This window comes from Devosia enhydra, assembly GCF_900119845.1.
In the GTDB taxonomy this organism is placed as follows: Bacteria; Pseudomonadota; Alphaproteobacteria; order Rhizobiales; family Devosiaceae; genus FPKU01.
This window is the reverse complement of the sequence record NZ_FPKU01000001.1, coordinates 214,586-236,702: the sequence shown is the minus strand read 5'-3', so window position 1 is coordinate 236,702 and position 22,117 is coordinate 214,586. Positions and strand designations below refer to the sequence as shown.

The window sequence follows — 22,117 nt, the reverse complement described above, 5'->3', positions numbered from 1 at the left end:
CCCCGGTTCGGCGGGCATACAAAGATCATCCCAAAAGGATGATGCCATGTCCGCCGCCAGCCGCTCTGCCGCCATCCCCCTGCTTGCGATCGTCATAGCCGGCTGCCTCATCGCAGCGGTGACCAATGGCATCCGCACGAGCTTCGGGCTCTTTACCCTGCCCATGGCCGGCGACCTCGGCATCAGCCGCGAGGGCTGGGGCATGGCCATGGCCATCCAGAACCTTGCCTGGGGCATCGCCCAGCCCTTTGCCGGCGCCGTGGCCGACCGGTACGGCACGGCCCGCGTCGTGGCCGGCGGCATCCTGCTCTATGCGGCAGGCGTGGCGCTGATGGCGCTGTCGCCCGATGCCGGCATGCTCACGCTCACGGCCGGCATCGTGGTGGGCGTGGCGATCTCGGTGTCGTCCTTTTCCATCGTGATGGCCGCCTTCGGGCGCAGCGTGCCGGCCGAAAAGCGCAGCCTCTATTTCGGCATCGCCACGGCCGCCTCCTCTTTCGGACAATTCCTCTTTGCGCCACTGGGCCAGGGCTTCATCACCGCCTATGGCTGGCAGCAGGCGCTGTTCCTGTTTGCCTTCATCCTGCTGGCGCTGCTGCCGCTGAGCTATGCGCTGCGCGGTACGGCGGCCCGGTCGGTGGCCGATGTCGATCTGGGCTTTCTGGGAGCACTCAGGAGCGCCTGGCGCTTTTCGTCCTACCGGCTGCTGGTGATCGGGTTTTTCGTCTGCGGCTTCCACATCGCCTTCATCAACGTGCACATGCCGGCCTATCTGGTGCAATGCGGGCTGAGCCCGGAAACGGGCAGCTGGACGATCGCAGTGATCGGGTTGTTCAACATCGTGGGCTCGCTCTCGGCGGGGTATCTGGGCGGACGGCTGCCCAAGCAGATGATGCTGGCGACGATCTACTTTACCCGAGCGGTGGCCATCGCGCTCTTTGTGTTCCTGCCGGTTTCGGAACTTACCGCCTATGTCTTTGCCGCGGTGATCGGGCTCTTGTGGCTCTCCACCGTGCCGCTGACGGCGGGGCTCGTGAGTCTCTTCTTCGGGCCGCGCTATATGGGCCTGCTCTATGGCATCGCGTTTTTCTCGCATCAGCTCGGCTCGTTCATGGGCGTGTGGCTGGGCGGGTTCGTGTTCGACCAGACCGGCTCGTACAACCTCGTCTGGTATCTGGGCATCCTGCTCGGCCTGGGCTCGGCGGCCCTGCACCTGCCGATCCGCGAGCGCAAGGATGAAGGCTTCGGCGCGGCGCTGCCGCGTCCCGCCTGACCGGGCGTACGCCGAAAAGGGCTCTCCGGCTTGCCATGGCAGTCCGGGCGGTTCATGTTCACACCCATTGCAGGGCGCTTCTCCCCTCCCCCCCCCCCCGCGCCCATGGAAAGCCATTGATGACGACTTTTTCAAACCCGGCGCGGGGTCTCTCCCGCACCGAGTTCATTGCCCTTATTGCCGCGCTGATGGCGCTCAACGCGCTAGCCATCGACGTGATGCTGCCCGCCCTGCCCTATATGGGCGAAAGCCTCGGCGTAACGGTGGAAAACGACCGTCACTTCGTGATCACCGCTTTCATGATCGGGCTCGGTTCGACGCAATTGCTGATCGGCCCGCTCTCGGACCGGTTCGGGCGGCGCATGCCGCTGATCATCGGCATGGTGGTCTATGTGGCGGCCTCGCTGGGCGCGACGCTGGCCAATGATTTCGAGACGCTGCTCGCGATGCGCTTCCTGCAGGGGGTGGGCTGCGCGGGGGCGCGCGTCATCGGTCAATCCATCGTGCGCGACTGCTATTCGGGCCGCGACATGGCCGAGATCATGTCGCTGACCTTCATGGTGTTCATGGCCGTACCGATCATCGCCCCCTCGATCGGGCAGGTGCTGCTGCTGACCGGGCCGTGGCAGACGATCTTTCTCTTCATGATGCTGCTGGGTGCCGCGGTGCTCGTATGGACCTGGCTGCGGCTGCCCGAAACGCTGCGGCCCGAGAACCGGCGACCATTGCGCGCCAAGGTCATCGCCGAAGGCTTCGTGCTGGTGGCGCGCACGCGGCAGTCGCTGTGCTACGGGCTGGCGGGGATGTTCGTCTTCGGCGCGCTTTACGGCTTCATCACTACGGCCCAGCAGATCTTCGTCGATATCTACGGGCTCGGGGTCTATTTCCCCATCGCGTTTGCGGGCATGGCCGGCATGCTCGCGGTGGCGGCGTTTCTCAATTCGCGGCTGGTGAGCCGCTATGGCATGCGCCGCATCAGCCATGTGTCGATGCTGTTCTATACGGGGCTGAGCCTCGTGTGGACGGTGCTGAGCGTTATCGGCCTCCTGCCCTTCTGGACGTTCTTCGTGCTGCTGGTGGCCGTGATGTTCTTTTTCGGCACGTCGCTTTCGAACATGAACACGCTTGCCATGGAGCCGCTGGGCGCCGTGGCGGGCACCGCCTCCTCGGTATTCGGGTTTTCGCAGACGGTGGGCGGGGCGGTGATCGGCACGATCATCGGCCAGCAGTTCAACGGCACGGTGACCCCGACCGCGACGGGCTATTTCGTCTGTGGGGCGCTCGCGCTAGTCTGCATTCTCTTTGCCGAGCGTGGCCGGCTGTTCGGCGAGGGCGGCGAGGCGGCGCGGGTCAGGCCCTGAGGATTTCGGCGGCCACCTCATCCCAGCAGGCCTTCGAGGCCGCCGAGAGCAGGCCACCCGACTCGTGGGTCAAGTGATAGGGCGAGCCATCGAAGCGCGCGACATGGCCGCCCGCCTCCTGTGTGATGAGCACGCCGCCCGGATGGTCCCATGGAGTGAGCTTGCCGAAAATGGCGAAATGCAGATGCCCGCTCGCCATCAGGCGGTGCTCATGGCCGGCGACGCGATAATTGGCGATGACGCGGGCCTTGGCGGCATTGCCCATGATGCGGGCCCGATCGCCGGGCAGGAAGGCGACCGAGAGCGAGCCCACCATACGATCGAGGCGCGCCGGCGGCTCGGCGACGGCAAGGCGATGCCCCGAGCCATCGGGCCGGCGCAGCCACGCCCCTGCCCCGCGCTCGGCCAGCACCCAGTCATCGCCCATCGGATCGTAGATGATGCCGGCGATGGCTTCGCCCGCCTTGACCACCGTGGCCATGGTCGCGAACATCGGCACGCCGGCGGCGAAATTGGCGGTGCCATCGACAGGATCGACGACAATGGCGAGATCGGCCTCGGCGAGCTTTTGCAGCAGGGATGGATCGGCGGCGACCGCCTCCTCGCCCACGAACAGCGCATCGGGGGCGTAGGTGGCGACTGCCTTGGCGATCATGCGCTCGGCGGCCTCGTCGGCGGCCGTGACCATGTCGATGGCCTCGGTCTTGAGCTTGATGTCGGCGGTCTCGAGGCGGCGGAAGCGCGGCAGGATCTCGGCCCGGGCCGCATCGCGCAGGATGTCGGCCAGATGCAGGATATCGGGCGTGATCACGAGGCGGCTCCTGCGGCAAGGGCGGCGAAGTCGAAGAGCTTGGGATCGAGCAGGTGGCTGGGGCGGACATTGCCCAGCGCGCGGATCATCACGTCCTTGCGGCCGGGCATGCGGCGCTCGATGTCGTCGAGCATCGCCTTCATGGCGTTGCGCTCGAGCCCCTCCTGCGAGCCGCAGAGATCGCAGGGGATGATGGGAAAGGCCATGGCCTCGGCAAAGCGCGCAAGGTCGTCCTCGGCGCAATAGATCAGCGGGCGCAGCACTTCGACATCGCCCTCGTCATTGAGCAGCTTGCCGGGCATGGCCGCGAGCTTGCCGCCGTGGAAAAGGTTCATGAAGAAGGTTTCGAGGCTGTCTTCGCGGTGGTGGCCGAGAACCAAAGCCGAGCAGCCCTCCTCGCGCGCGATGCGATAGAGATTGCCGCGCCGCAGCCGCGAGCAGAGCGAGCAATAGGTGGCGCCCGCCGGCAGCTTGTCGGTGACGATCGAATAGGTGTCCTGATACTCGATGCGGTGCGGCACGCCATTGGCAGTGAGGAATTCGGGCAGGATGTGCTTGGGAAAGTTCGGCTGCCCCTGATCGAGATTGCAGGCGAGGAGATCGACCGGCAGCAGCCCGCGCCATTTGAGATCGAGCAGCACGGCGAGGAGCCCATAGCTGTCCTTGCCGCCCGAAAGCGCAACCAGCCAGCGCTCGCCGGGCCTGACCATGCCGAACCGATCCATCGCCTCGCGCGTGTTGCGCACCAGCCGCTTGCGCAGCTTGTTGAAGCCGACGCTCGATGGCGCATCGCGGAACATGGGATGCCCGCCCGAGAGGTCTTCGGCATCGGCAGTGATGGGGGCGATCTCGTTCATGGCAGCTCTTTATCGCAGGCGCGCAATGCAAGGGGCGCGCCTTTGGCCGGCGCGCCCCGCTTATACAGCAAAACCGAAGCTTTTCACCGTTTCGTTGAACCGGTGCCCACCTCTGCTTGAAACGCTCTATTGGGCAGGGCTGGCTTCGGGCAGCCCATCGCCCACATCGTGGCCGGTGTCGAAACGGTCGAGATTGTCCTCGAATTCGTGCAGGCGCTTCCAGATCGAGCGCAATTCCGTCAGCGTCGTCCAGTTGTCCAGAATGATCGACATGGCGCCATCGACGCGGCCATAGGCGTTCGAGACCTGCTGGAAGGTGCCGAAGGTGACCGCCCCGGCCATCATGCCTGGCCCGATCATGATCAGCGGCGTCAGGAGCGTCACCTGGGAATAGAGATTGGCCCAGAGATCGAAATAGCCGTAATGCAGATAGAGCCGGTGGTAGTTGATGCGGATGCCGGTAAAGAGCGAGAACAGCGTCTCCGGCTGACCGTGATTGACCTTGTCATCCTCTCCATAAACCAGCTCCTTGCGGAAGGCCGCCTCGACCTTCTGGTTGTTGTATTCGAGGCCCGGAAGGAAATAGCCGACAAACCACGAGATCACCATGCCGCCCAGCGTGATGACCAGCGCCGCCCAGACCAGCGAACCGGGAATGTCGCGGATGACCGGCAGGTCGACCTGCGCGCTGAGGGTCCAGAGAATGGGGATGAAGGCAATGAGCGTCATTATCGCGCGGACGATGGCAAGGCCGAGCCCCTGCACGATGAGCGCGAACCGCTGCGTATCCTCCTGGATACGCTGGGAGGCGCCTTCGATCTCGTGCTCCACCTTGCGCCAGCGGGGGATGTAATCCTCGGTGATCGCCTGGCGCCAGCGAAAGGCATAGAGGCGCGTGATGTAGCTCGTGGCGGTGGCGAGGATCACATAGGGAATGGCGATGACGAAGAAGGCCCGCGGCACGGGCACCGGCAGGAAGCCGAACCAGGTCACCCACTCGAAATTCCAGCCGAAGATGGCATTCCAGAACTCGGACATGTCGCGCCCCGCCGGGTTCTGCAGCATGTCGTAGAAGGTGCCGTACCAGCTGTTCACGAAGACCGTGAACTGCACCTGGATGTAGATGGAGAGGATGAGGAACAGCCCGCCCCCATAGGCCCATGGCGCCCATTTGCGGTTGGCAAAGAAGGATTTGATCATGGCAGTCTCCGCGGCGGCGCCGGCTGTGGACGTCGTCAATGCGTCACAAAAAACGCAAGCGAGCGCAAGGGGCCGCGCCGAGGCTTACCAAAATGTAACCGCCGGGGTCGGACGCGAGCAGGACGCACGTTTCGCGTCAGTGCGGTTGCGGCGAGGGGCAGGAGAAGGCGTGCCCGATGGCTCCGGGAAGAGCGGTGTGGCAGGGCTGCCACGGGGGGAGTCGCCAATGCGGTGAACCGGACTTTTTGTTTTGACCGCGACGCGCTTCGGGCGCCTCTTTGGGGCCTTACGAATCAATGGGGCTCCCAATGAAGACCTTCGGTTATTCCATCATCGCCATGGCACTGCTGGCCGGTACCGCCACTGCAGCCGATCTCTATGTGCCGCCCGTCGCGCCGATGATGAGCGAGCCCGCTTCGGTGGGTGCCTTCTACGCCTCGATCTTCGGTGGCGCCGCCTTCCTGAACGATTTCGACTTCGTGTCGAGCGTCGGCGACACGCCCGGCTCGATGAGCTTTGATACCGGCTACAGCGTCGATGGCGCCATCGGCTATTCCTTCGGCAACGGCCTGTCGGTCGAAGGCCAGGTCGGCTATCTCAGCGCTGCGGCGAACGGCCTCGTCTATGATGGCAACGACCTCGACGTCGAAGGCACTGCCTCGATCACCTATGCCATGGTCAACGCCTGGTATGGCATCGACCTGGGCGGCGTGACCCCGTTCATCGGCGCCGGTATCGGTGCCGCCGCTGTGTCCGTCGACGCCGACTTCGCGTTCACCACCGAGTCGATCGATGATACCCAGACCACCTGGGCCGCCCAGGTCGGTGCGGGCGTCAGCATCAACGTGGCCGACAACATCGCGCTGACCGGCCGCTATCGCTACCTGACGACGGGCGAAGTCAGCCTGGTCGACGAGGACAGCGACCTCAACACCGGTTCGGCCTCCGCCAGCATCATCGACGCGGGCCTGAAGCTTTCGTTCTGATCGGTCGACATCGTCACTGCATTGGGGAACGGGCGGCCTTCGGGTCGCCCGTTTTCTTTTGGGCTATATTCGAGGGCGGCAGGCAGGCGAGCCTCAAAAGGAAAGGGGCAACCGCGTTTCCGCGATTGCCCCCGATCTCCTGCAAACGCTGCCGCAACCGGCAGCGCAGCACTCAGCGCGAGTAGAATTCGACGACGAGGTTGGGTTCCATCTGCACCGGATAGGGCACATCCGACAGGGCCGGAACGCGCACGAAGGTGGCCGTCATCTTGCCGTGATCGGCTTCGATGTAGTCGGGCACTTCACGCTCGGCGAGCTGGGTGGCCTCGAGCACGAAGGCCAGCTGGCGCGAACGCTCGCGGACTTCGATCTTGTCGCCGGCCTGCACCTGGTAGGACGGGATGGTGACGCGCTTGCCATTGACCAGAACATGGCCGTGGCTGACGAACTGGCGGGCCGCGAAAACGGTCGCCACGAACTTGGCGCGGTAGACGATGGCATCGAGACGGCTCTCGAGCAGGCCGATCAGGCGCTCGCCGGTATCACCCTTGACGCGGGCGGCTTCGGTGTAGAGGCGCTTGAAGGCCTTTTCGGTGATCGAACCGTAATAGCCCTTGAGCTTCTGCTTGGCGCGCAGCTGCAGACCATAGTCGGAGGTCTTGCCCTTGCGGCGCTGGCCGTGCTGGCCGGGGCCATAGGCACGGGCGTTGAGCGGGGACTTGGGACGACCCCAGATATTTTCGCCAAGACGACGATCGATCTTGTACTTGGCATTATGGCGCTTCGACATCGCGTGTCCTTTTCTAAAGCGTTGGCTGGACCGCGCCCTCCTCTGCCCCGCCGCTGGCGGGGCCGACAGACTGCTCGTTGATCTCGGATGAGTTCAGGCAATCCCGGGTGCGCCCGAGGCTCCAAAAGGAGCGTCAGGTGGGCGGGTGATACGGGCGGAAGGCTGGAAAGTCAACCCGCTCCACCCCGTCAGTCCGCCACCATCTTGGCATCGAGGCTGCGCTGGTTGCGCAGGCCGGGGAAGATACGGCTCCATACCACAGCCACGATGATGGCCCCCACCCCGCCCATCACCACGGCCGGCATCGGGCCGATGAAATGCGCCACCGTACCGGCGCGGAATTCGCCCAGTTCGTTGGAGGCGCCGATGAAGACCGAGTTCACGGCATTCACCCGCCCGCGCACCGCCTCGGGCGTCCAGAGCTGCATAATGGTCTCGCGGATGGTGACGCTGACCATGTCGGCGGCCCCAACCAGCGCCAGGGCGGGAATGGAGATCCAGACCGTCGTGGAAACGCCGAAAAGCACGGTGAAGGCGCCGAAGAGCCCGACGAAGAGGAACAGGATCTTGCCCGCATGGTCGCGGATGGGAAAGCGGGTGAGCACGATGGCCATGACGATGGCGCCGACGCCCGGCGCGGCGCGCAATAGGCCCAACTCTTCCGGCCCCGCCTTGAGAATATCCTTGGCATAGACGGGCAGCAGCGCCACCGCCCCGCCCATCAGCACCGCGAACATATCGAGCGAGATGGCGCCCAGCACCACCTTGTTGGAGAAGATGTAGCGGAAGCCGGCGGTGATGGTCTCGAGGCTCGTGGCCTGGTGCGATTCGCGCTGGGCCGGCTTCTGGATCATCAGCACCGAGACGAATGCGCAGCAGAGCAGCGCCGCTGCCGTGCCGAAGGCGACGGCCGGCGCGACGCCATAGAGGAGGCCACCCGCCGCCGGCCCCATGATCGAGGCGAACTGCCAGGCCGAGGCATTGACGGTGATGGCATTGGCCAGCGCCTGGGGCGGCACGAGATTGGGGGCCAATGAATGAGCGGCCGGGCTCCAGAAGGCGCGCGCCGTGCCCAGCATCACGAGGATGACGAAGATCGGCCAGACCTCGTGCTCCTCCGCACTCGAAAACATGAGGAAACCGAGCGCGCAGCCGAGCTCGATCACAAGGCAGACCGCCATGATGCCGCGCCGGTTGAAGCGATCGGCCGTCAACCCCGTGACGAGGATGAGCACGAGGGCCGGCAGGAAGAGGCAGAGCCCTACGAGCCCGAGCAGGAAGACATTGCCGGTGATGTCGTAGATCTGCCAGGCCACCGAGACCGACATGATCTGCACCGCAAAGCTCACAAGCAGGGTGGTGAGCCAGAAGAAGCGGAAATTGAGGTAGGTGAACGCGATCTTGCCGGCGTCGGCACCGCGAGTAGAGGGAAACATATCGGAAGACTCTGTGGAGGCACCGGGCAATCGCATGCCGCAGCGCCGCCGTCAAAGACTAGTTGGTCAACTCTCGGGCTTCTGCCGGTTGGGATTGGGCCGTTCGTGGCGCCGGTCGATCGAGGAGATCACCCCGCGCAGGGTGCGGATCTCCTGGCTCGAGAAGCTGCCGCGGGTCAGCGCCGTGCGCAGATTGTTGACCATGCTGGGGCGCTTGTCGGGGGTGGTGAAGAAGCCGGTCTGGTCGAGCACGCCCTCGAGATGCTCGAAGAGGCCCATGAGTTCCGATTTTGGCGCGGCCTCCGCGCGGCCGTCGCCGAACGGCAGGGCTTCGCCCAGATCGCTCTGGCGCCGCCATTCATAGGCAAGGATCAGCACCGCCTGGGCGATATTGAGCGAGGCGAAGGCCGGCTCGACCGGCAGGGTGACGATGGCATCCGAAAGCGCCACCTCTTCATTATAGAGCCCCCAGCGCTCGCGGCCGAACAGGAGCCCTGCCCCGGCTCCGGCCCCGATATGGGAGATGATGCGGCGCGCGCCCTCCTCGGGCCCCACCACTTCCTTCTGCATGTCGCGACGGCGGGCGGTGGTGGCGAAGACGAGGCTGAGATCGGCGACCGCCTCTTCGGTGGTGGCAAAGACGCGCACCTTGTCGAGCACGTGATCGGCGCGCGAGGCGGCGGCGACGGCCCGCTCATTGGGCCAGCCATCGCGCGGGTTGACCAGCCGCAGGTCCCAGAGCCCGAAATTGGCCATGGCCCGCGCCGCCGTGCCGATGTTCTCGCCCAGCTGGGGCTCGCACAGGATGATGGCGGGGCTCGGCCGATAGACGATGGACTGGGTGGTGTCGGTGCCGGCCATGCTGGTCTCCCCTGCCTGTGAGGCAGGCAGCTAGCCCGGCCACGCACAAAGATCAAGCCGGCCGCCCGGGGGCGGCAGCGGCTCAGGCGGTCAGCCGCGTATCGGGCTGGATGACCGGCAGGGCGCGGACGGCGGGGCCACGGGCCCATTCGCGGTCGAGCACGGCGAAGTGCAATTCCTCGTCCCATTCGCCGTCATAAAGCGCGTGCTCGCGGTAATGGGCCTCAAGCCGCATGCCCAGCCCGCGCAGCAGGCGGGCGGCGGCGCGGTTCTGGCCGGCGCAGCGGGCGAAGATGCGGTGGAACTGGAAGTCGTTGAAGCCGGCATCGACCATGGCGCGCACGGCCTCGGTGGCGAGACCGGCATTGCGGCAATCAGGGGCGATGATAAAGCGCAGCTCGGCCTGCGAGGCGGTCGCGTCGGTCCAGCGCAGGGACGCCTGGCCGACCAGCCGACCATCTTCGCTGCGCTCGATGCCGCAGATCACCGCATCGCCGGGGCGGCTGAGCCAGCGCTGGCGCGACATGGCGGAGAGGGCCGCCGACACATCGGCACGATCGTGGACGCGGCTTTCGAGGTAGCGCTGGGCATCGGGGGCGAGAAAATAGGCGACCACCGCATCGAGATCGGTCATCTCGAGGTGCCGCAGCACCAGACGTTCGGTTTCGACAGGAAATACTTCCACCCTGGTCATCACGCCACTCCCGCATCTCGTGTCAGCCCGAGGTGACAACGGAGGTGGTGACGGCCGGTTCCGCGGCGCTGGGAAAATAAAATGCCCCTTATCGGGCCCTGCGGTCAGGCTCTTGCAGGCTGCCGCAAAGCCGTGCCACGCTCGCCGCAAAGGGGACAGGATCGCGGTGGTTTCGAGCCTTCTCATCGATCTGGCCGACCGCATCCGCGCCCATCTGGGCGAGGGGCCGGGCCTTGCCGAAAAGAAGATGTTCGGCTCGATCGCCTTCATGCGCGACGGCAACATGGTGGTGGCGCCCATGAAGAGCGGCGACCTGATGGTGCGCGTGGGCAGGGCCGGGCAGGATGAGGCGCTGGCCCGGCCGGGTGTGCGCCTGATGACCATGGGCGACAAGACCATGTCGGGCTTCGTGATGGTGGACGCCGAAGCGATCGAGGATGAGGCGGCGCTTGCCGACTGGATCGACCGGGCGCTGGCCTTCGTCGCCACCCTGCCCGCGAAATAGCAGCGCACGCGGCTTTGCCAGCGATGATGCCGATGCTATAGGGGCGCGAGCCCGGCCAATCGGCCAGAAAATCGTCGCATGGGAGCCCCAGCATGTCCAAGATCAAAGTCGCCAACCCGGTCGTCGAACTCGACGGCGACGAGATGACCCGCATCATCTGGCAGGCGATCAAGGACAAGCTGATCCATCCCTATCTCGATATCGACCTCAAATATTACGATCTCGGGATGGAGAACCGCGACCGGACGGACGATCAGGTGACGATCGATTCCGCCAATGCCATCCGCGAATATGGCGTGGGCGTGAAATGCGCCACCATCACTCCGGACGAGCAGCGCGTCGAGGAATTCAAGCTCAAGAAGATGTGGAAGTCGCCCAACGGCACCATCCGCAACATCCTGGGCGGCGTGATCTTCCGCGAGCCGATCATCTGCTCGAACGTGCCGCGCCTCGTGCCGGGCTGGACCCAGCCGATCATCGTGGGCCGCCATGCCTTCGGCGACCAGTATCGCGCCACCGATTTCCGCTTCCCCGGCGCCGGCACGCTGACGATCAAGTTCACCGGCGAAGACGGCAAGGTCATCGAGCACGAAGTGTTCAAGGCGCCCGGTTCGGGCGTGGCGATGGCCATGTACAACCTCGACGAATCCATCCGCGATTTCGCGCATGCCTCGTTCAACTACGCCATCAACCGCAAGGTACCGTGCTACCTTTCGACCAAGAACACCATTCTCAAGGCCTATGACGGGCGGTTCAAGGATATCTTCCAGGAGATCTTCGACGCCGAATACAAGTCCAAGTTCGATGCCCTCAAGATCTGGTACGAGCATCGCCTGATCGACGACATGGTGGCCTCGGCCCTCAAGTGGTCGGGCGGCTATGTCTGGGCGTGCAAGAACTATGACGGCGACGTGCAGTCCGACATCGTGGCGCAGGGCTTCGGCTCGCTGGGGCTGATGACCTCGGTGCTGATGACCCCCGATGGCAAGATCGTCGAGGCCGAGGCGGCCCATGGCACGGTGACGCGCCACTACCGCCAGCACCAGCAGGGCAAGGAGACCTCGACCAACTCCATCGCCTCGATCTTCGCCTGGACGCGCGGCCTCGCCCATCGCGCCAAGCTCGACGGCAATGCCGAACTGGCCAAGTTCGCGCTGACGCTCGAAAAGGTCTGCGTCGACACCGTCGAGGCCGGCCAGATGACCAAGGACCTGGCGCTGCTCGTCGGGCCGGACCAGAAGTGGCTCTCGACGCTCGGCTTCCTCGATGCCGTCGACGCCAATCTGCAGAAGGCCATGGCCTGATCCATGCCAGCGCTCGGGTCCGGCGCGCCGCGCCTGAGCGCTGATTCATCCCTTGGCGGCGGCGACATCGTCGTCGCCTCCACCATCGACAACCGGCTGCTCGCACAGGCCGGTGTGATCGCCACGTCGCTCGCCGCCCACGCACCCCAAGGTCGGCGCATCCGCTACATCATCCTGCTCGATGGCGAGATGGATGCGGTGGCCGAGCGGCTCGCGGGCTTTGATCATGGCGGGGTCCGGGTAGAGATCCGGCCGGTCGCCAATCCCCTTGCGCATTTTCCACTGATCACCACCCTGCCGCCGGCGACGCTGCTGCGGCTGATGCTGCCCGATCTGCTGCCCGAATTCAGCCGGGTGCTCTATATCGATGGCGACGTGCTGGTGCGCGACGACGTCTCGGGCCTCTTCGATCTCGATCTCGGCGCGGCGATGATCGGGATGGCGACCGACATACCGATCCGCAATCTCAAGCGCTGGGGCGTCTTCGATGTCGGGCGGTTCCGCGGGACGTTCTCGGACTATTGCGCCGAGATCCTCGGGCTCGACCCGATGTCCGGCCCGCTCAATTACGTCAATTCGGGCGTGATGCTGATGCAGCTCGACAGGCTGCGCGCCTTCGGTCTCGCTGATCATGCGCGCGACCATCTCGAGCGCTTCAGCACCGAGCTCATCTATGCCGACCAATGCGTGCTCAATGCAGTGCTCCCCGATCACATCCACCGGCTGGACCTGCGCTGGAACCTGATGGCGACGGGGTTCGGCTACGCCTATCGGCGGCGGGCCGACGCTGCGAGCCGCGCACTGTTCGACGCCGCAGCCCGCAAGCCTGGAATCATCCACTTCACCGGCCCGCGCAAGCCCTGGCTGCTGCCGCGCGACGAGAGCATCCTTGCTCCGAAATTTGCCGGTCAGTGGTGGTTTTACGCCCGGCATGCGCCCGAGGCCCGCGCCTTGCGCGAGGGGTATGTGGCGGCCCGCTGGTGGCTGCCGCGCGCGGCCCCGACGCCCCTGCCCGACCTCTCCTTCCGGAGCGAGGCGATGGCCCTCCGGCGCCGTCTCGAAACAATCGGGCTCGGGCGCAAGATCTAGGGGAACCCTCTGCGCGTGAGCAGGTTTCTGCCTCCGCGGAGGACAATTTCATGCTCATCGAATGGACCACCCTGACACCTGATCAGCGGCGGGCGCTGCTGCATATGGCCAACAGCCCCAATGCTCGCGTTTCGGAGGAAATCTGCGAGCAGTTGCGCAATCTCGGCCTTGCCGAGCGCGCCGGCCCAGGCCTCGTGATTTCGTCGCTGGGCCGTTGTGTCGTGCCTCAGGCGGCCTGACATTCAGCCGCAGTGATGCAGAATTGCCGCGGCCGGCGCCCAAGATGAAGCGCGGCAAAGGAATCGCGTCCAGCCGCATGCCCGCGCCGTATTAGCCTGTCATCAGGGTTTGGGACAAAGAGGCGGGCTATGGCTGGATCGATCGTGACTATGCTCATCGCCGTGGCGGCACTGGCCATGGCTTCGCCGGCGGCGGCGCAGGGCGTACCGAGCCCTGTCCTGCCGGGCAGCCCACCAGCCCAACCGCCCGCGATGATCGAGGGCACCTGGGCGACGGCGGACGGGTCCGAAATCACCATCATCGCCTGCCCGCAGGGCTATTGCGGGCTCATCAGCAAGATCGTGGTGCCCGAGCACATCATGAAGCAGTATGGCGGGGACCTCACCGCCATCGGTGCCAACTATACCGACATGATGAACAAGGACCCGGCGCTGCGTGGCCGGCCGATCCAGGGCCTGCAGATCCTTAGGCTCAGCCCCACGGCGAGCCCCTGGCGCTTCGATGGCGAGGTCTATCACCCCGAGCACGGCAACACCTATGGCGGATCGGTCGAGGTCGTGGACGCCGACCGGATCAAGCTCAAGGGCTGCGCGCTCTATGTCATCTGCCTCGAACAGGAATGGGCGCGGGTGATCGCACCCGCACCCGTGCTCGCAAAGCAGTGATCAGAGCGAACGCTGGTTGAACAGCACCGACTGGGCATCCTTGTCGGTCCCCAGATCGAGCTTGCCGGCCTCGTCGAGCTTGACGGCGCTGGCCCGCGCGATGGGCTCGCGGGCATTGAGGCGGACATTCCATTCGGCAAAATGCGGGAATTCGGCGATGTCGATGCCCTGCCGCTCATAGCCGTTCGACCAATCGAGAATGGCGATGTCGGCGATGGAATAATCGCCCGCCACATAGTCGAAGCCGGCCTCTTTCTGGCGCTTGAGCTGCTTGTCGAGCACGCCGTAAAGCCGGTGCGTCTCGTCGCGATAGCGCTTGATGGCGTACGGGATCTTTTCGGGCGCATAGAGTGCGAAATGGTGGTTCTGCCCCAGCATCGGGCCGAAGCCGCCGACCTGCCAGAACAGCCATTCATCCACCTTGGCCTGCTCGCGGGGATCGGTGGGATAGAAGCGGCCGAATTTCTGCGCCAGGTATTTGAGGATAGCGCCGCTCTCGAACAGCGCGATCGGCTCGCCGCCCGGACCCTCAGGATCGACGATGGCGGGGATCTTGTTGTTGGGCGAAATCGCAAGGAATTCCGGCTTGAACTGGTCGCCCTTGCCGATATGCACCGCGTGCAGGACATAGGGCACGCCGAGCTCCTCGAGCATCATGGTGACCTTCTTCCCGTTCGGGGTGGGGAAGAAATAGACGTCGATCGGCTTGGTCTGTGTCGTCACGGGGGAAATCTCCGGAGGTTGCTCGCCCCAGGCTATATCGGTAACTGACGATGGAATTCAACCCGGCCCCTCCACACGAAGAGGCCGGGCGAGAAGGCGTCAGGCGCGGCGCATCCGCATGTGCGGATTGCCGTCGCTGGTCTTGGCCGGCGACACGCCATGGATGTCGATGGTTGCGACCACGCGGTGCCGGAAGGCATTAAAGAGCGTCGAGCGGGCGACATCGACCGGGGTATCGAACTTCACCGTGACCTCGAAATAATTGGGGTCGGACAAAAGCTTGAGACCGATGACGAGCCCGGTGAAGGGCTGGCCGAGATAGTGCCCCTTGACCCGCTGACCGACCTGCGCCGGGGTGGCGATACGATCGGGCAGCGCCGCATGGGCGGTGTTCCAGTCGCGATAACCGTGGCGGTGCGCCACTTCCTCGAGCGCAGCCGAATGGGTGATGGGGGTACCGGCCTTGTCGCGCTCGGCGCGCAGGGCACGGGCCTCGGCCTTGAGCGTGGCGGGGCTGGGGGTATCGAGAGAAAAAGACATGGTGAACCTCTTGCCATCAGCGAGGCGTCTTTTCGTCACGGGGCTCGCCTTGCCGTGATGCGCCTTGCAAAGGAAGAGCGATCTCGGGGGAGCGGCAATCTGCCGGCTGAGCTTCACCGTCGGGTCATACCCGGCGAGCGGCAGGCGTCAGCAACCTGCCGCCAAGATGGGGCAGCAGGCCCTCCGTGTCAACGGCGACGGCGACGCAGGTCTGCCATGCGTCCCGCCGAGGGCGATCAGTGTGCCGCCGAGGGCCTGATCCACACCGCCGCATCGTGGAAGGCGACGCCGCCGAAGGGCTTGACCGGATCGGACCCGATCAATGTGTTGATGCCCCTGCCCCCGCGATGGGCGCCATTGGGCTGGATGCCTTCCGCGATCACTACGCCCTGACGCATGCCATCGAAGAGGCGCAGCGTCAGCTCGACCACGCCGCGATGATTGCCGACGAGCACCGCCGCGCCTTCGGCCAGCCCGAGCGCCTCGGCGTCCGCGGAGGTCATGAGCAGGCTCGGATCGCCCTCGCGCTTTTTGCTGCCGGGGGTCTCGGCGAAGGAGGAGTTGAGATAGGCGCGCGCCGGGCTGGTGGCGAGCCGAAAGGGGTGCTCGGCGTCCGTCTTTTCGTTGACGTCCCAGTAATCGGGGAAGACCGGCATCTGGGAGGGCTCGCCGGCCCAGCGATAGGCCTTGAGCGCAGCCACCGCCGGCCAGTCCGGGCGGAAGCGATAGCGGCGGTCGGGCCAGGCGAAGCCCTGCGCAAAGCGCGCCTCGGCATCGGGGCGCTCACGATCGATGAAGCCCTGGGCGGCGATGGGTTCGAGATCGCCATAGCCCGAGGCGCGAAAGGTTTCGGCCACGACCTCGCGATCGGTGAGCCCGAGAGTTTCGTGCGAGACGCCGAGACGCTCCAGCAACTCGTTGATGACGGCAAAGTTGGAGCGCGCCTCGCCCGGCGCCTCGACCAGCGCCGGCCCGAACAGCACCCGGGTATGGCCACCGCGGGTGTAATAGTCATTGTGTTCGAGGAACATGGTGGCGGGCAGGACGATATCGGCATAGCGGGCCGTGTCGGTCATGAACTGCTCATGCACGACGGTGAAGAGGTCCTCGCGCTCGAAGCCTTGCCGCACCAAGGTCTGATCGGGCGCGACATTGGCGGGGTTGGTGTTCTGGATGAAGATGGCCTTGACCGGCGGGCCGCCGAACAGCGCCTTCTCGTCCCCCGTCAGCACCGGGCCGATCTCGGACATGTCGAGTTCGCGCACGCTGGTGCGGGCGAGATCGGCGCCGGTCAGCAGGCGCTTGTCGAGCTTCCAGGTGCCGGAATTGGAGTGGAAGGCGCCGCCGCCGCGATGCTGCCAGGCGCCCGTCATGGCGGGGATTGACAGCGCCGCATGCATGTTGATTGCGCCATTGCGCTGCCGGGTGAAGCCGAAGCCCAGCCGGAAGAAGCTGCGCGGGGTGGTGCCGACCAGCCGGGCGAAGGCCTCGATCTCCTCGACTGAAAGCCCGGTGATGGGGGCGGCCCATTCGGGCGTGCGGGTGGAAAGATGCGCCTCGAACGCGGCGTCGAAATCGGTGTGGGTGGCCATATAGGCGCGGTCGGCGAGACCATCGCGCAGAAGCACATGCATCACCGCGCAGGCCAGCGCGCCATCGGACCCCGGCCGCAGAAGGAGCGGCATGTCGGCCTGCTCCATGGTAGGGGTGCGGTAGATGTCGATGACCACGAGCTTTGCCCCGCGCTCGCGGCGGGCGCGGATAGCGTGGGTCATGACGTTGACCTGGGTATGCACCGGATTGGTGCCCCAGATGACGACGCAGTCGCTCTCGGCCATCTGCTCGGGATTGACCCCGCCCAGAAGCCCGGTGCCGGCGATATAGCCCGGCCAGGCGGTGCCGGTGCAGATGGTGTCGTATTGCTGGGAATAGCCCATGGCATTGCGCAGCCGGTCGAGCCCGTCGCGCTGCACATGGCCCATGGTGCCGGCATAATGATAGGGCCAGATGGCCTCGGGGCCCCATTCGGCCTCGATCTGCCGGAAGCGGGCGACGATCTCGTCCATCGCCGCGTCCCAGCTGATGGGCGCGAACCGGCCTTCGCCCTTTTTGCCAATGCGGCGAAGGGGTTGAGTCAATCTGTTGGGGTGATGAATCCGCTCGGCATAGCGCGCCACCTTCTCGCAGATCACGCCGGCCGTGTAGGGATCGTCCTTGGCGCCGCGCACGCGCCCGATGGTGCGGCTATCGATGATCTCGACATCGAGGGCGCAGACCGACGGGCAGTCATGCGGGCAGACGGAGCGGGCGAGGAGGGGCTTGTTCATGGCGGACCGGAAGAGGACTTAACGGGCGCGACCTTAGCGCGCCCGGGCCCGGTTCGCCAGCATGGCCTCAGCTATCGAGCTGGGCGAGCTCGTATTGGTAAAGACGCAGGGCGAGGAAGATGGCAAAGGAAAAAGCGGTGATGCCGGCCATCTGCGACAGCGGCAGAAAGCTCAGCATCGGCAAATATTTGGCGCCGATGAGCGCGATCATCAGCGTGAGTGCGGCGCAAACTTCGGACATGCGGAATGGCATGGCGGACACGTGACCTTCCATCGAGAACCGGCGACGCAACCGGACATAAATCTGGGATGCCGGCCCCCTGCCGACGCAGATGAGGTTAGGCCAAACGCGGCAAGGTTCCATCACATTTTTGCCCGCTTCAGGCATTCGTGAAGCTTGCGTTGCACAATCGCCACAGCCTCCGCGATGCTGGTGCAGCACATCCTGAGGCGTTATGAAGACCGCATGAGCAAATCGGCCGAACCGACTGAAGTCACTGGCATCGAGAGGCTGCGGAACAGGCTGCGCCTGCTCTATCACGGGCACTCGCCGGGCGCACTGCGCTTCCAGACGGCGGTGCTGCTCGTCGACATCGCCATCCTCGCCTTCTTCATCGCAACGCCGCTTCTGCGCGACGCGCCGGGCTTCATTCTCATCGATTATGCCGTGGCGCTGCTGCTGATCGCCGACCTTGCGGCACGCGGGCTGGCGGCCACCGATCCGCTGCGCTGGCTGCGGCAGCCGACGGTGATCGTCGACCTCGTGATTCTGGCGACACTGCTGGCGCCGGCCTGGCTGGCCAATTTCGGCTTCCTCAGAATCCTGCGGCTCTGGACGCTCTCCAAGAGCGGGTTCCTGTGGCGGCCTCTGCGCAAATACGGGTTCGGCGACTATCAGGAGCAGGTGCAGGCGGTGGTCAACCTCCTCACCTTCCTCTTCGTGGTCACGGGCTTCGTCTACACGGTGTTCGCGCGCACCGGATCGGGCATCGAAGGCTATGTCGATGCGCTTTATTTCACCGTCGCGACGGTGACGACCACCGGCTTTGGCGACATCACCCTGCCCGGCACGCTGGGCAAGCTCACCTCGATCGTGGCGATGATCGTGGGCATTTCGCTCTTCGTGCGGCTGGCCCAGGCGATCTTCCGGCCGCACAAGGTGCTCTTCCCGTGTCCGCAATGCGGGCTGCAGCGCCACGAGCCCGACGCCGTTCACTGCAAGGCCTGCGGGCACCTGCTCAACATTCCCGATGAGGGGGATTGAGGGAGGCGCGTTAGCAGAGGGTCAGTCCTGCGAAAGCAGGGATCCCTGTTTCACTTGCGTCCCCGCTGAACCAAACAGAGATTCCCGCTTTCGCGGGGACGACGGGATGGCGATGCGGTTGGGATCGAGTGGCGATGAAGCTGGGTGGCAAGTCCGGCGCGGCGGGCCTCGTGGTTCGAGGCTTTTCCGGCCTCATCCTAAGGTGCGAGCGCAGCGAGCCTCGAAGGAGGGCCGGAAAAGCACCTCACCATGAGGTCCCGACCACAAAAGCCTCACGCCGGCCAGATCTCGAAATGGCCCCAGATCAGTTCGGGGACACTCGAGGCATTGCCGGCCTTCGGGTTGAAGGTGCCGAAGGCATTGCCGTCATCCTCTAAGCCGGACAGTTTTTCGACCATCCAGCTGTTGCCGAGCCGGCCCGAGAGCGCGAGGGTTGCGCCCAGAAGCGTCGCGGCGTCGGCCGCCTCGACGATCTCCACCTCGTCCGTCATCCACTCGTCGGCGACTTCGTAGGGCTTGACGGGCGGCAGGGTGATGCCGAGGCGTTCGGCCACCATCTCGGCGCCATCCTGGCTTTCAGCCCGCGACGCGGCCTTGAACACGAAGCGCCAGAGGCGATTGAACTGCGGCATGGGTGGCTCCCGGTCAATACCTATCGTCCGCGGCAGGCCCTCGTCCTTCGAGGCCTTGCTGCGCAAGGCGCCTCAGGATGAGGGCTGAACACTCTTCGGCCTCGCCCTCATCCTGAGGTGCGCGGCAGGAGCCGAGCCTCGAAGGACGGGGGCGAGGCCCCCTCACGCGGCCTTTTCGGCGTCCTCGAGTTCGGCACTCCATTCGAGCCAGCTTTCCTCAAGCGCTGCGGCTTCGGCGGTGAAGCGGGCCTTTTCCTTGGTGACGTGGATGAGCCGTTCGGGCGCGCCATCATAGATCTTGGGGTCGCCGAGAAGCACGTCGAGCTTTTCCACTTCGCGGCGCAGCCGCTCGAGCTTGCTCTCGGCGTCCTTGATCTTCTTGCGCAAAGGCGCGGTCTCGGCGCGGCGGGCGGCGGCATCCTGGCGCTGGGCCTTGCGGTCGACCGGCTGGGCCGGAACCGGGCCGCTGGCTGAACCCGAGGCCCTGCCCGACTGGCCGACGATGGAGCGCTGATAGCTGTCGAGATCCTCATCGAGCTCGCGCACGGTGCCGCCCTCGGCGATCCAGAGCGTGTCGCAGGTGGCCTCGATCAGGTGGCGGTCATGGCTGATGATCAGCACGGCGCCCTCGAACTCGTTGAGCGCATGCACCAGCGCGTCGCGGCTGTCGATATCGAGATGGTTGGTCGGCTCGTCGAGGATGAGCATGCCCGGACCACCGAAGGTGATGAGACCCATCAGCAGCCGGGCGCGCTCGCCGCCCGAGAGGTTCTTGGCGAGCGTATCCATGCGCGAGGTGGTGAGGCCCATCTGCGCCAGTCGCGAGCGGCGACGCGCCTCGTTGTCGAGCGGCATCAGCTCGGCGACGTGCTCGAGGGGGGTCCATTCGGGCTTGAGCTTGTCCATCTGGTGCTGGGCGAAATGGGCAATCTCGAGCTTGCGGCCCAGCCGCAGCTGGCCCCCGAGCGGCGCGATATCGCCGGCCAGGAGCTTGGCGAAAGTCGACTTGCCATTGCCGTTGACGCCCACCAGCGCCAGCCGGTCATCGGGATCGATGCGCATGTTGAGCCGGCTCAGCACCGGCTTGCCGTCATAGCCGGCCGAGACGCCTTCGAGCGTGATCATCGGGGTGGGCTGTTCCACCTTGGGCTGCTCGAAGCGGAACGGGGCCGAATGCTCGTCGAACATCGCCGCCGGTGGCTTGAGCTTTTCGATCATCTTCATGCGCGACTGGGCCTGCTTGGCCTTGGTCGCCTTGGCCTTGAAGCGATCGACGAATTTCTGCAGATGCGCGATCTGGTCGAGCGACTTCTCGCGGCTCTTGTTGTTGAGCTCCATCTGCATGCGACGCGTGGTTTCGAACGTGTCGTAATTGCCCTTGTAGAAGGTGAGCTTGCGGTGCTCGAGATGGATGATCGAACTCACCGCCTTGTTGAGCAGGTCACGATCATGGCTGATCATGAACACGGTGTAGGGATAGGTGGCGAGATATTTCTCGAGCCACAGCGTGCCTTCGAGATCGAGATAGTTGGTCGGCTCGTCGAGCAGCAGCAGGTCGGGCTGGGAAAACAGCACGCCGGCCAGCGCCACGCGCATGCGCCAGCCGCCCGATAGATTGCGGGTGGGGCCCAGTTGCCGCTCCTCGGAAAAGCCGAGGCCCTTGAGGATGGTGGCGGCGCGCGCTTCGGCGGTGTGCGCATCGATATCGGCGAGGCGGGTGTGGATTTCGGCGATGCGGTGCGGGTCGGTCGCCGTCTCGGCCTCGGCCAGAAGCGCGGTGCGCTCCGTGTCGGCGCCCATCACCACATCGAGCGCCGTCTCGTCGCCGGCGGGCGCTTCCTGCGCCACCGCGCCGATGCGAGCCCGCCGCTGCAATTCGATGGAGCCGGAATCGGCCCCGATATGCCCCTGGATGAGGTGGAAGAGCGTGGTCTTGCCGGTGCCGTTCTTGCCCACGAAGCCGGTCTTCGAGCCGGTCGGCAAAACGACGCTCGCGCCCTCGAACAGCTCGCGGCCCTGGATGCGGTAGGTGAGGTTTGTGATGGTCAGCATGGCATCAATGCATCCGCCGGTGCGGACGCGCGTTCCCGTTATTCTCGGTCTGGTTCAGGCGCCAGCCAATATAGATTTGGAATGGAGAAGTCCAATGCCCCTGCCCACCCGCCTGCTCTCCGCAGCCTTCGCCCTCGTGCTCGCCGGCGGCACCGCCATGGCGCAGGAGGCAGCGGCGCTTTCAGATCTTTCAGCCTGCCGGCTCGATGCCGAACGCGTTGCAGTGAGCCTGACCTTCGAGGGCGGCGCGTGCCAGGAAACCGGCGAGATGACGGTCGGGCAGGATGAAATGGGCGCGTACGACATCAGCCTCGCTACCGTTTCCACCGCCGAGGTGTGCACCATGCAGATCGTGCCGATCACATGGTCAGGCGCCGTCGCGGTGCCCGAGGGACCCGAGAGCCTCGCCGTCGCCGTGCTCAACCCCGATGAGAGCGTACAGGCGATGGGCGAAACCGCCATCGCCGGCAGCGAAGGCTGCGCCGAGCCCAAGACGGAATAGAGCTC

The 22,117-nt window shown here is 65.3% G+C and carries 23 protein-coding genes; 10 read left to right on the top strand and 13 right to left on the bottom strand.

What is annotated here, in order from left to right:
- Positions 1-46: 46 nt before the first annotated feature.
- Positions 47-1,273 (top strand): MFS transporter, encoded by a 1,227-nt coding sequence (locus tag BT183_RS01110; protein ID WP_072338577.1) that lies wholly within the window; start codon positions 47-49, stop codon positions 1,271-1,273.
- 35 nt (positions 1,274-1,308) lie between these two features.
- Positions 1,309-2,634: a multidrug effflux MFS transporter gene (locus tag BT183_RS01105; protein WP_072338576.1), complete on the top strand. Its 1,326-nt coding sequence runs from the start codon at positions 1,309-1,311 to the stop codon at positions 2,632-2,634.
- On the opposite strand, the gene BT183_RS01100 is transcribed toward BT183_RS01105, so the two are convergent.
- From BT183_RS01100 to BT183_RS01090, 3 genes are all read right to left on the bottom strand, one after another.
- The gene (locus BT183_RS01100; RefSeq protein WP_072338575.1) at positions 2,624-3,445 is read right to left on the bottom strand and encodes an inositol monophosphatase family protein; all 822 of its coding nucleotides are present in this window, start codon (positions 3,443-3,445) and stop codon (positions 2,624-2,626) included. The two genes, BT183_RS01105 and BT183_RS01100, sit on opposite strands and share 11 nt — an antisense overlap.
- Positions 3,442-4,302: a tRNA 2-thiocytidine(32) synthetase TtcA gene (gene ttcA / locus BT183_RS01095; RefSeq protein ID WP_072338574.1), complete on the bottom strand. Its 861-nt coding sequence runs from the start codon at positions 4,300-4,302 to the stop codon at positions 3,442-3,444. The genes BT183_RS01100 and ttcA overlap by 4 nt, the downstream gene beginning before the upstream one ends.
- A gap of 126 nt (positions 4,303-4,428) precedes the next feature.
- On the bottom strand, positions 4,429-5,502 hold the full coding sequence (locus BT183_RS01090; protein ID WP_072338573.1) for a putative transporter: 1,074 nt from the start codon (positions 5,500-5,502) through the stop codon (positions 4,429-4,431).
- 308 nt (positions 5,503-5,810) lie between these two features.
- Here BT183_RS01090 and BT183_RS01085 point away from each other — a divergent pair, with 308 nt between their 5' ends.
- Positions 5,811-6,488 carry an outer membrane protein gene (locus BT183_RS01085; RefSeq protein WP_072338572.1) on the top strand — a complete coding sequence of 226 codons (678 nt, stop codon included), beginning with the start codon at positions 5,811-5,813 and terminating at the stop codon, positions 6,486-6,488.
- Positions 6,489-6,660: 172 nt separating this feature from the next.
- Here BT183_RS01085 and rpsD read toward each other — a convergent pair whose 3' ends face one another.
- The 4 genes from rpsD to BT183_RS01065 all read right to left on the bottom strand — a co-directional run bounded on the left by rpsD (position 6,661) and on the right by BT183_RS01065 (position 10,269).
- Positions 6,661-7,278 carry a 30S ribosomal protein S4 gene (rpsD, locus tag BT183_RS01080; protein WP_072338571.1) on the bottom strand — a complete coding sequence of 206 codons (618 nt, stop codon included), beginning with the start codon at positions 7,276-7,278 and terminating at the stop codon, positions 6,661-6,663.
- A 188-nt stretch (positions 7,279-7,466) separates the two neighbouring features.
- A complete protein-coding gene (locus BT183_RS01075) occupies positions 7,467-8,714 on the bottom strand; it encodes an MFS transporter (RefSeq protein WP_072338570.1) in 1,248 nt (415 codons plus the stop codon).
- Positions 8,715-8,780: 66 nt separating this feature from the next.
- Positions 8,781-9,575 (bottom strand): RNA methyltransferase, encoded by a 795-nt coding sequence (locus BT183_RS01070; protein WP_072338569.1) that lies wholly within the window; start codon positions 9,573-9,575, stop codon positions 8,781-8,783.
- 82 nt (positions 9,576-9,657) lie between these two features.
- A complete protein-coding gene (locus tag BT183_RS01065) occupies positions 9,658-10,269 on the bottom strand; it encodes a GNAT family N-acetyltransferase (RefSeq protein ID WP_072338568.1) in 612 nt (203 codons plus the stop codon).
- Between the two features lie 166 nt (positions 10,270-10,435).
- On the opposite strand from BT183_RS01065, the gene BT183_RS01060 reads away from it, so the two are divergent.
- The 5 genes from BT183_RS01060 to BT183_RS01040 all read left to right on the top strand — a co-directional run bounded on the left by BT183_RS01060 (position 10,436) and on the right by BT183_RS01040 (position 14,072).
- A complete protein-coding gene (locus tag BT183_RS01060; protein WP_244545230.1) occupies positions 10,436-10,774 on the top strand; it encodes a TfoX/Sxy family protein in 339 nt (112 codons plus the stop codon).
- Between the two features lie 92 nt (positions 10,775-10,866).
- Entirely contained in the window at positions 10,867-12,078 is a 1,212-nt protein-coding gene (locus tag BT183_RS01055) for an NADP-dependent isocitrate dehydrogenase (protein WP_072338567.1), read from the top strand.
- Positions 12,079-12,081: 3 nt separating this feature from the next.
- Entirely contained in the window at positions 12,082-13,167 is a 1,086-nt protein-coding gene (locus BT183_RS01050) for a glycosyltransferase family 8 protein (protein ID WP_072338566.1), read from the top strand.
- Between the two features lie 50 nt (positions 13,168-13,217).
- Positions 13,218-13,406 (top strand): hypothetical protein, encoded by a 189-nt coding sequence (locus BT183_RS01045; protein WP_072338565.1) that lies wholly within the window; start codon positions 13,218-13,220, stop codon positions 13,404-13,406.
- A gap of 150 nt (positions 13,407-13,556) precedes the next feature.
- Positions 13,557-14,072 carry a DUF2147 domain-containing protein gene (locus tag BT183_RS01040; RefSeq protein WP_244545271.1) on the top strand — a complete coding sequence of 172 codons (516 nt, stop codon included), beginning with the start codon at positions 13,557-13,559 and terminating at the stop codon, positions 14,070-14,072.
- On the opposite strand, the gene BT183_RS01035 is transcribed toward BT183_RS01040, so the two are convergent.
- The 4 genes from BT183_RS01035 to BT183_RS20365 form a co-directional block, all read right to left on the bottom strand.
- Positions 14,073-14,795 carry a glutathione S-transferase N-terminal domain-containing protein gene (locus tag BT183_RS01035; RefSeq protein ID WP_072338563.1) on the bottom strand — a complete coding sequence of 241 codons (723 nt, stop codon included), beginning with the start codon at positions 14,793-14,795 and terminating at the stop codon, positions 14,073-14,075.
- A 99-nt stretch (positions 14,796-14,894) separates the two neighbouring features.
- Positions 14,895-15,335 (bottom strand): glyoxalase superfamily protein, encoded by a 441-nt coding sequence (locus tag BT183_RS01030; RefSeq protein WP_072341318.1) that lies wholly within the window; start codon positions 15,333-15,335, stop codon positions 14,895-14,897.
- A 236-nt stretch (positions 15,336-15,571) separates the two neighbouring features.
- On the bottom strand, positions 15,572-17,662 hold the full coding sequence (locus tag BT183_RS01025; RefSeq protein ID WP_072338562.1) for a molybdopterin-containing oxidoreductase family protein: 2,091 nt from the start codon (positions 17,660-17,662) through the stop codon (positions 15,572-15,574).
- 67 nt (positions 17,663-17,729) lie between these two features.
- Positions 17,730-17,924: a hypothetical protein gene (locus tag BT183_RS20365; RefSeq protein ID WP_143145607.1), complete on the bottom strand. Its 195-nt coding sequence runs from the start codon at positions 17,922-17,924 to the stop codon at positions 17,730-17,732.
- A 204-nt stretch (positions 17,925-18,128) separates the two neighbouring features.
- Here BT183_RS20365 and BT183_RS01020 point away from each other — a divergent pair, with 204 nt between their 5' ends.
- A complete protein-coding gene (locus tag BT183_RS01020) occupies positions 18,129-18,926 on the top strand; it encodes a potassium channel family protein (RefSeq protein ID WP_072341315.1) in 798 nt (265 codons plus the stop codon).
- Positions 18,927-19,198: 272 nt separating this feature from the next.
- Here BT183_RS01020 and BT183_RS01015 read toward each other — a convergent pair whose 3' ends face one another.
- Together BT183_RS01015 and BT183_RS01010 are read right to left on the bottom strand one after the other, a co-directional pair.
- On the bottom strand, positions 19,199-19,558 hold the full coding sequence (locus BT183_RS01015; RefSeq protein ID WP_072338561.1) for a hypothetical protein: 360 nt from the start codon (positions 19,556-19,558) through the stop codon (positions 19,199-19,201).
- Between the two features lie 162 nt (positions 19,559-19,720).
- Complete coding sequence (locus BT183_RS01010; RefSeq protein ID WP_072338560.1) at positions 19,721-21,610, bottom strand: ABC-F family ATP-binding cassette domain-containing protein; 1,890 nt, start codon at positions 21,608-21,610, stop codon at positions 19,721-19,723.
- A gap of 94 nt (positions 21,611-21,704) precedes the next feature.
- On the opposite strand from BT183_RS01010, the gene BT183_RS01005 reads away from it, so the two are divergent.
- Positions 21,705-22,112 (top strand): hypothetical protein, encoded by a 408-nt coding sequence (locus tag BT183_RS01005; protein WP_072338559.1) that lies wholly within the window; start codon positions 21,705-21,707, stop codon positions 22,110-22,112.
- Positions 22,113-22,117 lie beyond the last annotated feature (5 nt).